This is a genomic window from Desulfobacter curvatus DSM 3379, assembly GCF_000373985.1.
Classification (GTDB): domain Bacteria; phylum Desulfobacterota; class Desulfobacteria; order Desulfobacterales; family Desulfobacteraceae; genus Desulfobacter; species Desulfobacter curvatus.
On the sequence record NZ_KB893123.1, the window covers coordinates 77,285 to 91,587 of the forward strand.

Below are 14,303 nucleotides of genomic sequence, written 5' to 3' on the forward strand. Positions count from 1 at the left end.
ACTGCCGGAGAACTTATGACTGAATAGTCCCCATTTTTCCTCCTCTTTTAAAGAGACCCGGCCATTACCAACCTGATGATAATGGCCGGGGTATGTCGATTTGAGGGAATCAACAATGGCTTAGGATTAAATTCTTATATTTCAAGTCCGGCTAAAGTGCAGCAGCATAGATGCCAATAACATCGTCCAGGGTCGGACGTCTTGGGTTGGTTGCACCGCAGGCATCTTTCTGGGCGTTTTCAGCCATGATTTTCAGATCTTCCTTTTTAACACCAAGCTGGGTGAGGTCGGCCGGGATTCCTACATCCTTAGACAGGGTTTGAATCGCAGTCAATGCGCGTTCAGCAGCTTCTCTGTCGGAAAGACCTTCAATGTTTTCCCCAAGGGCTACAGCAATATCCGCATACCGGTCAAGCTTGGCAATCAAGTTGAAGCGGGAAACATGGGGAAGAAGAATGGCGTTGCAGACACCGTGGGGAAGATCGTAAAAACCGCCCAACTGGTGAGCCATGGCATGAACATGACCAAGGCTTGCATTGTTAAATGCCATACCGGCAAGATATTCGGCATAGGCCATCTTATCCCTGGCGACGATATCTTCACCATTGGCAACAGCAGGTCTCAAGTATTGGGCGATCAGTTCAATGGACTTGATGGCACAGGCATCGGTAATGGGCGTGGCAATGGTAGAGACATATGCTTCCACAGAGTGGGTCAAGGCATCCATACCGGTTGCGGCAGTCAGGAAGCTGGGCATACCCATCATGAGCAACGGATCATTGATGGCGATGGCTGGTGTTACCCGCCAGTCCACGATGGCCATTTTTACCTTTCTGCTGGTATCGGTAATAATGCAGAACCGGGTCATTTCGCTGGCGGTACCTGCAGTGGTGTTGATGGCGATAAAAGGAGGCATGGCTTTGGTAGACTTATCAACGCCTTCATAGTCGTGGATGGTCCCGCCGTTGGTTGCCACAAGGCCGATACCTTTACCGCAGTCATGGGAACTTCCCCCACCAAGGGTGATAATCATGTCGCATCCGCTTTTCTGGTAGAGCGCCAGACCCTCTTCCACATTCTTGTCGGTGGGATTGGGCACCGTATCATCGTAGACTACGGCTTCTGCTCCCATATCTGCTTTAAGCAGATCGCAGATCTGAGCGGTAATTCCTGCCGCTGTAATTCCCTTATCGGCGACGATAAAAGGTTTGCTTACCCCAAGGCTTTTCATCTGGGCGCAAATTTGTTTGTGGGCGCCAACGCCCATGAGGGTAACTGTGGGAATGTAAAATCCGTAAACTGCTTCTCCGTTTGACATTTGAATCTTCCTTTATTGGGTTAATGTAAAAAGGTTCATATTAAATACACAATCTCAATAACTGCCCTGCCTACAAGAGCAAGTTCGAGACCATCAAGGCGGAGATAAATCCGAAAAAATTTAATTTTTGATTAAATCGCTTTTATTTCAATCGCTTAATTTTAAATTTTTTTCTTTTTCAGAACGCCCCAAAACTCGTTGATGCTTTTGGGTACAAATTTTTTTTTAAAAAGTGTGGCAAGTTGACCCTGCCATTAGCCCCAATGGGTCAAAAGGTAACACGCTTTTAATGTCGATGGCATTGTCCATGACAACAATCTCATTAAAGTGACTTTTCCCGCAGTTTTTGCAGAATCTATAAACCGGCCTCGATATCAATACCGGGGATCTCGGGCAGGTCAAGTTCAGATTCCATTTCTGCCGAAGTCACAGGCGCATTTTTAACGGATGCCCCAGGGACGATCCATTTGGCCATGGTCCTGAACATTTTGGAAACATCAAGCGGTTTGCTGATATAATCTGTCATACCGGCATCAAGGCTCTTTTGACGGTCATTGGCCATGGCATGCGCCGTCATTGCAATAACGGGCAGTTTCTCATATTCAGCTTTCTGCCGAATTATTTTAGTGGCGGCATACCCGTCCATTACAGGCATCTGACAGTCCATCAAAACGCCGTCATAGTGATTCTGCTCAAGCAGATCCAAAGCCTGTTGCCCATTAACCGCACAATCCACGGCCATACCGTTACTAACCAGCAATTCAACAGCCAGTTCCTGATTAATGTCATTATCTTCAACCAGCAGGACTTTAGCGCCCCGCAGTTTATTGACTGCGGTCACCACATTCTCAGAACTGTTATCGGTGTGATCCGACTTGACGGATTCATGGCCCATGGCCACCAACACGGCATTGTACAGTTGGGAAGGGGTAATGGGTTTGCCGAGAAATCCGGCCAGGTTCAGGTCCTTAACCGCCTTTGGGACGATCAGACGGTCATAGGCAGACATCATGATGATTTTCGGGATGTGCCCAAGCCCGATATGACTTTGGATTAAGCCGGCAGTTTCAATACCGTCCATACCCGGCATACGCCAATCCATCAGAACAAGATCATAGGGGGCGCCTTGATCCGTTTCTTTTAACATGCGTATGGCAGCCTCACCTGAATCAGCCTGATTCACCGTCCATTCGAAATGGCCAAGCTGCCGGGTCAGAATATCACGGGACGTGTCATTGTCATCAACAATCAAGATGTTCAAAAAAGCAAGATGATGGGCATCATAAGAGCGATACGCCGGCTGTTGAGCTTGTCTGCCGAACTGAACCGTAAAATAAAAGGAGCTGCCGGCTCCGAGGGTGCTTTCAACCCATATGCCCCCCCCCATCATTTCTGTCAACTGTCTGGAAATCGCCAGTCCAAGTCCTGTTCCTCCGTACTTTCGGGTGATTGAATTGTCAGCCTGACTGAATGGTTCGAACAAATTGTCCTGCTCTTCCCTGCTTATCCCGATACCGGAATCCCGCACTGAAAACCGAAGTTTGATTTTATCTTCGATCTCTTCCTCCATGGAAATCGAAACAACGACTTCTCCCCCCGGTTCTGTGAACTTAACCGCGTTGTTGCACAAATTCAGCAAAATCTGGCCAAGCCTCAGCGGATCACCCACAAGCGCCATAGGGATTTGCGGATTGATCTGATACATCAGTTCCAACCCCTTTTCACTCGACTTGATGCCAATGATGTTTAACAGTTTTACCATCACATCCTCAAGACTGAAATCAATGATCTCCAGGTTCATTTTTCCAGACTCAATTTTGGAAAAATCAAGGATGTCGTTCAGGATGCCCAGCAGCAACTCTGCCGACTGATTAACCTTGGAAATGTAATTACGTGTTTTCCCGTCCACGGCCGTTTGCAGAGCGAGGCTCGACATACCGATGATGGCGTTCATCGGTGTGCGGATCTCGTGGCTCATATTGGCAAGAAACTCACTTTTTATCTTGTTTGCGGCGTCCGCCTTGGCTTTGGCTTTTTTCAAGGTTTCCGTTACTTGCTCCAGTTCTGTGCTCCTTTGCCTCAGCCTTTTATCAGCTTCCTGACGTTCAACAATTTCTTGTGCCAATTCTTTGTTTTTCTGTTTCATTCTCAGGTCGTGTATGTCTCGAAAATGATTTAGCAGATAAAAAAGAGCTAAACCGAACACAAGGGCAATTATATGAATCAGTTTAAAATTGTTGCTCGAAAGCTGGATGGCTTCTATGTAATCTTTTGCCGGGATGGTCACACTGATACCACCTCGCACGTCTCCAAGTTTATATCCTTGCTTTGCATGGCATTTCAAACAGGCCTTTTTTACAGGCAGGGGTGCCATATATCTGAATTGTGATGTGTCCTGAATAAATTCAAAAAATTCTTTTTCCCCATTCTCAAAGCGCTGTAATGCATTTTTTTCCCAATCATCGCTCGTAGTTGCGGGCCGAATGGGATTCAGGCTGGTGATGTGATAATAAACGTCATTTTCCTGTGTTGCTATTTCGGCAATCTGGCGAGTCATGAAAGCAGGATTGATATTTGTCATGTGTACGCCCTTTAAGGTGGTGACATCACGATCTGCTATATCCAAATACGGGTTTGGTTGTGTTTCCTGCGTTATCGGGACATAGACGCCGCCATGCCTAGCGTTCCATAAACGGGTTGTTTCGATCTCGGCGAAAAAGGAACGACCGACATTCAACAAAGACAGTTTGGCACTTTTTTCGGTGGTTTTAAGATTCCAGAAAAGAGAAAAAGCGATGGCGCTAATCCAAAATCCCGCAGTTAAAAGTATGTATATTTTACGTTTCATGAAATAATCTTTCGTTATCTAAACACTCAACTTAATCTTTTCAGGGTCAACAATCATAATAGAATTCCCCTAATCGTCATATGGCAGGTTATTATATTCGCTTTCGATGATCCGATTCTTAAGGGACTTTAAAAAAGACAAATGCGATAGATTTTGCGTCGAATTTTTATTCGTATTCAAGGCGCGCTTCAGGGAGAATATTAAGCAGAGTCACAACAAGATTACGGATATGGATGCATGTTATCTTTTTGAAATATGTTAAATATTACACAACTGATAAAAAAAAACAATTACATATCCAGGAAATCAAAAACCAACAATAGAAGTTCATACTTATGGACAATAAGTGGAAAGGTCGCGATTGTATGGTGAATTGGTTTTTTTATAAAAAAGTCTGTGTAGCTAACACAGATCTTTCAACTTTCGTTGTGGGCTGAGCCTGGATGCCTATAGACCAGGTTGGCCCATGGCCGTTCTATAGAAAAACGGTCAACTGGCCTCAAGTTAAAAGCTGTTGTAAAAAAATAAAAAACATCCCCCTGGCCTTTTTCGGGCCAGGGGGATGTTTTTTATTTTAGTGATCGGACGAAAAGTCACCCAGATGAAACGCGCATCTGGGCAAATTTTCGTCCAATCACGGGTTTTCGTTCAGGCACTATTTTATCGGTTTCAGGCGGCTGTTTCTATCCCTGTCAGACTTTTTTCAAGCCCCATAGCCTGGCCCAGAAATTGGGTAAGAAGTATAGCGGGTATGGGATTTGTTGATCCCGATTTCAGAATAAGGTCCCGGCCATATTCAAATTGCATGTGGCAATAATTGCATGCCGTGCAGATTATATCCGCCCCTTCCTGTTTTGCCGTTTCATATTTTTTCAAAACAAAATCCCGGGCCAGGAGGTTGTTTTTGTCCAGCAGGGGATTGCCGCAGCATTCCAGGCCTTTGGACCATTTTACGGGTTCTGCCCCGGTCAGTTTGATAATCCGTTCAAATATCGTCGGTGCATTGGGATGGTCATCCAACCCGGTGATGGCTGAGGGGCGCAACGCGTGACAACCGTAACTTGCGGCCACTTTTATTCCTTCAAGGGGATGAACGACGCTTCGCTTAATTACGCCTTTATCGATTTCCCGGTCCAGAAGGGTCAACATGTGATAAATTTTGACGCCTCCCTCATAACGAAGCCCTTCCTTTTCCAGCATCGAGTTGATCAAGACCCGTTTGCTGCGATCATTTTGAAAATAATGTTCTGCCTGTTTAAGAGCACCGAAACAGCACTTGCACAGGGTCAGTACAGGTAGATAATGGGCCTGGGCAAGGGCCAGGTTCCGTATGGACAGCAAAAGAAAAGCATCCAGATTTTTTTCCTTGACAGGGTATCCGCAACAGCCGAAATCAAGTTCTTCGACCCCAACATTAAGCTTGGATAAAACCGCTTTGGCGGATTTTGGGTGCTGGGGAATGTCAAATCCGGTTCTGCATCCGGAGAATAGTGCGCATTTCATATTCCAAATTCCTGGTGATAAACCATGTTTTTAAGTTGATAAAAAATATCCGTAATTTTTACCCCCTGGGGACAATTTTCCTGGCATTTATAACAGGTCAGGCAATCCCAGACAATTGAGGCATCCTTTGCCAGATCGATTTGCCCCAGAACAAGGGCATGGATGACCTGGTGGGGTGCAGATCCGAATTGTCCGATGTCGCCTGTAGCACCTGTCACCGGGCATGAGTTGGTACATGTCAGACAGGTATAACATTGTGAAAATGTAGTCGCCTGGAAGGATTTCTTCAAGGCCTTAACTATAGATTCTTTTCCGGATTTGAGCACCACTGGGCTTTCAGATCCGGCTTTTTTAGCCTTACGTTCTTTGCAAAGTTCCCTTATCCGGATAACGGGATCCGGAAGGAATTTTTCCTCCATCCGTTTCCTGGCAGCCTTCCAGATATCCTGCAGGTCTATCCCGGCAGGACAGACCTGGGAGCATTTGTTGCACATGGTGCAGATAAAACTGCCTTGGGAAAAGGCATCTTTTGATTTTGCATCCATTGACCGGCCCCATGCCGACTCCCGGATGCCGGTTACCCGTTCCGAGGGAAACACCCATGGATTATTAAAAATTTCATATAATGGCCCCACGGCACAATGGGTTGTGCAGGTGCCGCACTGGGTGCAGGAGGAAAGATCAAAAGCCCGGCGGGTGGCCTTGTTCGCATCGTGTTTCAGGTGCTGTCCTGCAAGTCCTGAAATCAGAAGACTTACCGGGGTTGTCAGAATATGCAAAAACTTGCTGAAAGGCAGGTAGGCCAAGAGGAAAAAACAGCTTAAAAAATGAATTGCCAGTATCAATGAATCAAGGCGGTTCCTGTTAAAGAATCCGGCAAAAGGCTTCATGGCAATGGAGACCGGATAGGAGACAAAGGCCCACTTTGGGTTGGCATGGCAGGAGAGACAATTGTCTTCATTGATAATTCTCCCTTCTTCCAAAATCTCCGGGGTGACCTCAATGGTCTCTCCGGGGAAAGACACATTATATTCTTCCTGCCAGACGGCTTTAAGCGCCGGAAGTTCCTCATCATAATCCATGGATCCATATTCCTCCACCATGTCATCGAACACACCGGAGGAGATAATCTTGGCCGCTTCCAGGCCAAAGCCTGATATCATGATGATTGCAAGCAAAGCGATTGCCAGGTAATCGGGTTGCCTGCTGATCTGCTTCAAACGAAAATTGGTTTTCCTGCGATATATGGCAATGGCCAATCCCACGAACACCATTACACCAGCCAGGTTCCGAAGGAGCATGAACGGATTCAAGGTGGGCAGGTAATTTGAAAAAATCACTTCGCTGACATATGCGTCAAGGGCATGGAAAAACAACAACCCTGCAAATCCCCAGAAGATACAGATGTGCATAAACCACTTCAGGGAATCCTGGCGCATCAGCGGTAATTGAAGCACCACATCCACAATCACCGTCTTAAAAAAATAAAAGATCCGGACAGGTGAGACCAGAATGCCTAACAAACTGGCCAAAAAAGATTTAATTCGTTCTGCCGTAGTGAATTCAGGTCCTTCCGGTCCGATGATTAACCGGAAAAACCCAATGGTCCTGTAAGTCATTCCGAAAAGGAATACTGCTGCGGCAATAAAAAAACTCCAAGTATAAAGCACTGTTCCAATCCAATCCAATTTAAAGTTGCCAAAGGGCGAAATCAAAAAGTAAATCTGTATTGTAACTTATCCGGGATGTCAAGCCTGTTTTTTATTTTGACAAATTTCATTTATATGATCCCCCTCCCCGGGCCTTTGACCGGGAACCAATTATTTTTTACATCTCATATGACCCATTCAAAATTGAGATGAAAGGCAGGCAAGTTACTCACGGGCTTACCTTTACAAACCTTAGACCAACACTTATATTAGGCCTTAAATTTAAAAAAATATAATAGTGCACAAGGAGCTTTCAGGTGAAACAGATCTTAGTACTGGCCTCGACCAACAAAGGCAAAACAAGGGAATTAAAGGAAAGGCTGCAAGGCTATCCGGTTGACATAAAAAATTTGTCTGATTTCGGTCCCATTCCCGAGGTCATAGAGGACGGAGAGACCTTTGACGACAATGCATATAAAAAGGCGTCGTTTACGGCCAGAGTGCTGGGATATCCGGCCCTTGCGGACGACTCCGGGCTTTGCGTGGAGGCGCTGGGCGGGGCACCGGGTGTGTATTCGGCCCGTTATGCCGGAAAAAATGCCACGGACCAGGACAATGTGGACAAACTTCTGGAGACCATGAAAAATGAAAAGAACCGTAAAGCGGCCTTTGAATGTGTGATCTCCATTGCGGTTCCCACGGGTGCTGCGCTGACCTATGAAGGCCGCTGCGAGGGGGTACTTACCCGGGAACCTGCAGGCAACAACGGGTTTGGTTATGATCCGCTGTTCTTTTTCCCGGAATTGAATAAAACCTTTGCCCAGCTATCCATGGATGAAAAGGCAAAGGTCAGCCACAGGGGGAAGGCGCTGCAGGAGATTACCCAGGAGATGGACAAAATCCTGGACTGGATAGATATTCAAATGTCCCGAATCAGTACTGAACCCGGCGGCTGTCTTGCTCCCAAAGGAGATAACAATGGATAAGGATAAATTCAAAGAATTGGTAAAATCCAACCGGTCGTGCAGGCGGTTTGACAATACCTTTGCCCTGGATACCCAGACGTTGACGGAGCTTGTGGAGCTAGCACGGTATACAGCCTCCGGGGCCAACAACCAACCCCTGAAATACATTATTTCCAGCAGCCGGGGACAAAATGATAAAATCTTTTCCTGCCTGACCTGGGCGGCTTACCTCAAAGACTGGAAAGGCCCGGAACCAGCTGAGCAACCTACAGGATACATTGTCATTTTAGGGGATACCACCATTTCAAAAAATTTTTGGTGTGACCACGGCATTGCCGCCCAGACCATGCTGCTCGGGGCCAGGGCAAGGGGACTTGCTGGATGTATGTTTGCCGCCATAAATATCAAAAAACTAAAAGAACTGCTGGGTATCTCAGATCACCTGGAGGTCAAACTGGTCATCGCACTGGGTAAACCCGTGGAAAAAGCCTGCATTGATGATGTGGACGACGGCGGAGATATCCGGTATTTCCGGGATGAAAATCAGGTTCACCACGTTCCCAAGCGTAAGCTTGAAGATTTGATTCTCAAGACCCTTTAGCTGTGAAGGTTCTATTTGTCAATCCATCGTGCCTGGATCCAAGGGTTACGGATCCGGATGCACTTCAGGTCCCCATCGGGCTTTATTACCTGGCAGCAGGACTCCTGGACCAGGGTTGGATATCAGGTATTTTAAATCTTGCACCGGCAGGCCCGGCCAACCCGTCGGCAAAGGGATCGGCAAAGAAAGCACTTGATTTGTTCACCCAATCCATCATGCGGGAACAACCTGATATCATCGGATTTTCCGTAACCAGCCCCACCCGGATCAATGCCATGGCCTGTGCGGACAAAGCCCGGCAAATCCTGCCGGACAGCCTTATTGTCTTTGGCGGACCCGGGGCCACCTTTATGGTGGATTTTTTGTTTGGCGCCTGCCCGGCCCTGGACGTGATTGTCAAAGGCGAAGGGGAAATCAGCACGGCACAACTGGTCAATGCCGCAAAAAAAGTAAAAAAACATTTTGGCTTCATCCACCAGAACCAGGTCATGAAAGCAGAATTGGCAGAGGACCTTGGCAAAATTCCCGGCATTGTTTTCCGCAACGGGGAAGGCATTCATGACACAGGTCAAGGAGAGCTGTTAAAGGACCTGGACACCCTGCCCCACCCGTCCCGGTATTTCACTTACCAGCACCTGGCCATGTCCAGGGGATGCCCCGGGAGATGCACTTTTTGCGGATCGCCTAAATTCTGGGGCACGTCTGTTGTCCGCCGCCATTCGCCCCAATGGCTGTTTGAAGAAATCAAGGCGCTTGCCCAAAAGGGTGTAACCCATTTTTTCATCAGCGACGACACCTTTACCATGGATGGTGATGCCGTCAGGCAGTTATGCGAAAAAATCATCCGGGCGGATCTCGGCATCACCTGGAATGCCATCTCCCGGGTGGATTATATTGACGAAAGCATACTTAAACCCATGCGCCGGGCCGGATGCATCCAGATCAGCTTCGGCATTGAATCCGGGTCTGAGCCCATTAAAAAAATCCTTGGCAAACCCATAGACAATGACACCTGCGTAGCGGCATTTGACATGGTTCGCGCCGCCGGTATCCTGCCCCGGGCCTATTTTATCTATGGCTCACCAGGGGAGACGGATAACACCATCCAGGAAAGCATTGATCTGATGATCCGTTTAGGTCCGTTGAGTACAGTCTTTTATATGCTGGTTACCTTTCCCGGTACCGCCCTGTATAACCGTGCCGTGCAGAAAGGATGGACCCACGATGGTGTCTGGCAAAATAACATTGAAGATTTGCCCTGGTGGGAGCTGGACCCGGATATGGATTTTGGCCGGGTTAAGGGGTGGGGAGATCAACTTAGGCATACTTTTTTTGACCATATAGAGGATTTTATCAACCGAATAACCTTTCATCCGGATAACGCACCTGCCCCCCTGTATGCCGATTTTTTATCACGGCTTGCCATGACCTTTTCCCATGGAGAATATGCCAGGGATAACCGGGTCAAAAACAGTGAGCAGATGGCAATCAATCTGTTTGAAAGGGCGCTAAAGGTTTATTCCTGCCCCAGAGCCTTCCAGGGGCTTGCCATGATTTACCAGAAGCAGAAAAATTTTCCCAAGGCCATGGCCTTTCTTGACAAAGGGTTGTCCCATTTTCCAAAAGACAAGGATCTGTGCGTGTGCATGGGGGTGTGTCTGATGAATACGGGTGATTTTCACAGCGCCCTGGAATATTTTACCCCGTTTGCCCAAGATCCGGCTTTAGGGCAGTACATCAGCATATGCAAACAAAAAACAACGCCATCATAAACTTAAGCATTGAGTATTTTATTTTATCTTACCATGAAGGATATGAAGTGCATGAAGAATATATACCGGAAAAACCAATCTTCATGTCCTTCATGCTCTTCATGGTTTTAATCTGGAAGCGTATTAACATATGAACACCGATTATCAGCTGGCCAATAAAACCAGAAGAGAACTGAAACTACAAAATATGCGCCGGGACATCCTTGTCAGTGACGGTGCCAAAGCCCTTGATATGATCCTGGAGGCCCCCTCCCCTGCCACGTTAATCCAGTCGTTTCCGGATCAGGACCTGTACTATCTGATGCATAAAATCGGGGTCCATGATTTCATTCCGGTACTGGCCCAGGCCGCATCCAGCCAGTGGGAATATATCCTTGATGTGGAGGTCTGGGATGATGACCGGCTCAATCCCCATATGATGACCCAGGTATTTTCCCTTCTGTTCAAAGCCGATCCCCAACGGCTTTTGCGCTGGGCCATCATGGAAAAACCCGACTTTGTAGAGTATTATCTGTCGCAAAAAATGCATGTTGTTATCCGGGAACACGATGAACTACCGCCCGAGGATTTCGACGATTACATCACTCTGGATGACAAGTTTTATTTCAGGTTTCCTGACCGGCAATCCGGCACAGATGAAGATTCTGAAGGTGAACTTTTGCCCCAGGATGCCCCCCGGGATGATGGTCTGCCCGATGACGCGCCGGAATTAATCGAACAGATGTTAAAAACCCTTGCTGCCATGGACCTGTCGGTTCTTCACGGCCTGCTCCTTGAAACCTCAAGCCTTTTACCCGCTGAAGCAGAGGAAGAACAGTTCCGGCAAAAGAATCTCAGACTTGCGGAAAAAGGATTTTTACCGGCCCATGAAGCTGTTGGTATTTACCAGCCGGTCGCCGGGAAAAACTTAACACTTAGACCTGCAATCACCAATGAACCCAGGGCATTTGATCCGGATATTCCCATGCCGCCCATGTATTTCACCCAGTTTCTAAACGGCGACAGCCTGTTTTCAAAGGCCTTGGAACAACTCAACAGACAAGGGGGGATACCGGGCCTTGACAGTGAGCTTGCCGCCCTGATCAACAAGGTGATCAGTGCAGACCGGATTAAAATAAGGAACCGGGAATCCATTGAAAAGCCTCTTGAAAAAGCCGTATCCACCTTAAGCTTAGGCCTTGAAGTGCTGATGGAAGGGTCCAAAGCGGGTGTGGAGACCGCCGTTGATCTGATTAAAAAATATTTTCTTGAAGATATTTTCAGAACCGGAAGCCGGGAGGGAGCAAGGCTGCAGAATATGGCACGCAAATGGTATGAGACCAGTTTTATTGATGCAAAAAATCTGCCTTTAAGTTTTCTTGGAGAAGCGTACTTAGGCATTATTGGGGGCTTGATGGTTCAACGGCCCATGTTTTTTGCCGACTATGCCGACAAGGTTTTATACCGGAATTTTGCCGGCCTTTCGGATATCAGGGCCACACGGCGGCAACTGGATGAAATCATCTGCCTGGATGATTTTCTCAAGTGTCTGGATGTGGACATCGCCACCTTTACCTTTGGCGTGCTCACCTACAAAAGCATGCTCCTGACCTTGTGGGTCCGGGACCGTATGGACCTGAACAAATCAAAACCATTGAGCCTTGCGCCCATTGATCTTGCTGAATTCAAAGATTTCTTTGCACAGCTTTTCAGTCCGGAGGGGACCATCGGCGATACCCAGGCAAAGGATTTTGGATTATGGGCAGCTCAGGCATCCGGGGTGCATGAGGCAGATCTGCCCACCGCGCTCCAGGGCATTCTGTACGGACTTTTGCGGGAACTTGAGTCGGAATACGGCCATATTCGTATCCAAGATCTGGATCCGCGGTTTATGCCCATGTTTCTTCTGTCAGGACAGGATTAGACCGGGTTATTCCCCGGGTTCAAAAATATATCCCACAGACCTGCGGCTTTTAAAGTAGACCGGAGACTTAGGTTCGGGTTCAAAATATTTTCTAAATCGGACAATAAAGTTGTCCACAGTCCGGGTGGAGGTATCCCTGGCATATCCCCACCCGGCCTTAAGAAGCATTTTCCGGGACAGGGGCTTTTTCTGGTGGGCGATGAAAATCCGCAGCAAGGTGATTTCTTGCTCGGTCAGGACCACTTCACCGGCTGCGCACTGGGCCGTGGATGTCACAAAATCAATGTGGTTTGTTCCAAAGGAATAGGTGGTCCCCTCAAATAGAGGACAGCCGGATTGTTTTTCCTCTTTTCCAGATTTTGCGTACCATTCTTTGCGTTTTACAAGCCGCTCCACACGCAAAAGGAACTCTTCCAGATCAAATGGCTTGGACAGGTAATCATCCACCCCGTACTTTAATCCACGGACTTTGTCCCGGGTATCCCCCCGGGCCGATAAAATCAGCACGGGGATTTTTTCATCCTCCCGGCGGATGGTCTGGAGAATGGAAAATCCGTCAACCATGGGCAGCATAATATCCAGCACAATAAGATCCGGGTGCCAGGCACGCCATGTCTCAAGTCCTTCAATACCGTCAGCAGCCACTTTGGCCGCATACCCCTGGAGGGTGAGGTTCAGTTTAATCCCCTCGGCAATATGAGATTCATCCTCTATGATCAGAACACGTTTTTTTTCAGCCGTTTCCATAACTCCTTATCTCTGACGCCTGCAATACTTGCCCGGGGAATGGTAATGGTAAATTTGGCGCCCTTTCCCTTACCTTCACTGGAAACCGAGGCCCGCCAGCCGTGAATGGCCGCAATACTTGATACAAGATACAGTCCAAGGCCCGACCCTGTATTTGCCTGGTTACTATTCCTGTCCCCCTGATAAAATTTTCGAAAAATCTTTCTTGCATCCTGCTTCTCCACACCTATGCCGTTATCAATAAAATCTATGGTCACTTTCTGCAAGTAACTTTTAAATAAAATCGTCAGACAAGGGGTGCGGCTTTCATTGTAACGGATGGCATTTGAAAAAATATTGGTCAGCAGAATATCCAATAAAAAGGCGTTTACCGGATATTCGAATTTGCCCCCGGACGGATTTTTAATCTTTATCTCAAGGTCTCTGAACAGCGAGGCATTTTTCCGGCAGAATTGTTTTAAAAGGACGACCAGGCTTTCCCGGGTTACCTTTGATCCGAAATTCTGACTCTCTATGCGTGCCAGATTAAGAATCCGGTCGATATTCTCCGTGAGCCGGTCAATATCCTTGAGCATATCCGTACTGTATTTTTTTACATCCCCAGGGTCCATTGGATGGCGGATAAAGGTTTCAAGGTAAAGGCGGAGAGAAGTTACGGGGGTTTTCAATTCATGGGTAAAATTATAGATAAAATTGTGCTGGAGCCGGAACAGGTTCACTGTTTTCTGATAATAGATAAAGGCAAGAAAAATACCGGCCAGAACCACAAAAATCAACAGGCTCAGGACAAGTATCGTCATCCCGGTTTTGGACGGAAAAATGGCCTGGGGCGCGATGTTGAACTTGAGCATCACCACCTCAAGGGCAGAACGGATCTCCATATACAGGCTAACCGTGAGAACCAAAAATGTGGCAAGGGCAAAAATGGAACAGGCAAAAATAAATACCGGATGAAGATACCACCGGGAAGGGTTCAGAATCTGCATGGATAAGTCTT

Annotated in this window: 10 protein-coding genes; 4 read left to right on the forward strand and 6 right to left on the reverse strand. The window is 47.3% G+C overall.

Annotated elements, in window-relative coordinates; all coding sequences use genetic code 11:
- Positions 1-151: 151 nt before the first annotated feature.
- The 4 genes from B147_RS0125985 to B147_RS0126005 form a co-directional block, all read right to left on the reverse strand.
- The gene (locus B147_RS0125985) at positions 152-1,318 is read right to left on the reverse strand and encodes an iron-containing alcohol dehydrogenase (RefSeq protein WP_020590125.1); all 1,167 of its coding nucleotides are present in this window, start codon (positions 1,316-1,318) and stop codon (positions 152-154) included.
- Between the two features lie 355 nt (positions 1,319-1,673).
- A complete protein-coding gene (locus B147_RS29575) occupies positions 1,674-4,166 on the reverse strand; it encodes a response regulator (RefSeq protein WP_020590126.1) in 2,493 nt (830 codons plus the stop codon).
- A gap of 669 nt (positions 4,167-4,835) precedes the next feature.
- Entirely contained in the window at positions 4,836-5,669 is an 834-nt protein-coding gene (locus B147_RS0126000; protein WP_020590128.1) for a CoB--CoM heterodisulfide reductase iron-sulfur subunit B family protein, read from the reverse strand.
- On the reverse strand, positions 5,666-7,339 hold the full coding sequence (locus B147_RS0126005) for a 4Fe-4S dicluster domain-containing protein (RefSeq protein ID WP_026259836.1): 1,674 nt from the start codon (positions 7,337-7,339) through the stop codon (positions 5,666-5,668). Before B147_RS0126005 ends, B147_RS0126000 begins: the two co-directional genes overlap by 4 nt.
- Before the next feature lie 296 nt (positions 7,340-7,635).
- Here B147_RS0126005 and B147_RS29580 point away from each other — a divergent pair, with 296 nt between their 5' ends.
- The 4 genes from B147_RS29580 to B147_RS0126030 all read left to right on the forward strand — a co-directional run bounded on the left by B147_RS29580 (position 7,636) and on the right by B147_RS0126030 (position 12,559).
- Positions 7,636-8,304, forward strand: a complete 669-nt coding sequence (locus B147_RS29580) for an XTP/dITP diphosphatase (protein ID WP_020590130.1) — start codon at positions 7,636-7,638, stop codon at positions 8,302-8,304.
- Positions 8,297-8,884, forward strand: a complete 588-nt coding sequence (locus B147_RS0126015; protein WP_020590131.1) for a nitroreductase family protein — start codon at positions 8,297-8,299, stop codon at positions 8,882-8,884. The genes B147_RS29580 and B147_RS0126015 overlap by 8 nt, the downstream gene beginning before the upstream one ends.
- Before the next feature lie 2 nt (positions 8,885-8,886).
- A complete protein-coding gene (locus B147_RS0126020) occupies positions 8,887-10,656 on the forward strand; it encodes a B12-binding domain-containing radical SAM protein (RefSeq protein ID WP_020590132.1) in 1,770 nt (589 codons plus the stop codon).
- Between the two features lie 130 nt (positions 10,657-10,786).
- The gene (locus B147_RS0126030; protein WP_020590134.1) at positions 10,787-12,559 is read left to right on the forward strand and encodes a DUF6178 family protein; all 1,773 of its coding nucleotides are present in this window, start codon (positions 10,787-10,789) and stop codon (positions 12,557-12,559) included.
- A gap of 6 nt (positions 12,560-12,565) precedes the next feature.
- On the opposite strand, the gene B147_RS0126035 is transcribed toward B147_RS0126030, so the two are convergent.
- Together B147_RS0126035 and B147_RS0126040 are read right to left on the reverse strand one after the other, a co-directional pair.
- Positions 12,566-13,306 (reverse strand): response regulator transcription factor, encoded by a 741-nt coding sequence (locus B147_RS0126035; RefSeq protein WP_020590135.1) that lies wholly within the window; start codon positions 13,304-13,306, stop codon positions 12,566-12,568.
- Positions 13,276-14,292 carry a sensor histidine kinase gene (locus B147_RS0126040; protein ID WP_020590136.1) on the reverse strand — a complete coding sequence of 339 codons (1,017 nt, stop codon included), beginning with the start codon at positions 14,290-14,292 and terminating at the stop codon, positions 13,276-13,278. Before B147_RS0126040 ends, B147_RS0126035 begins: the two co-directional genes overlap by 31 nt.
- Between the last annotated feature and the right edge of the window lie 11 nt (positions 14,293-14,303).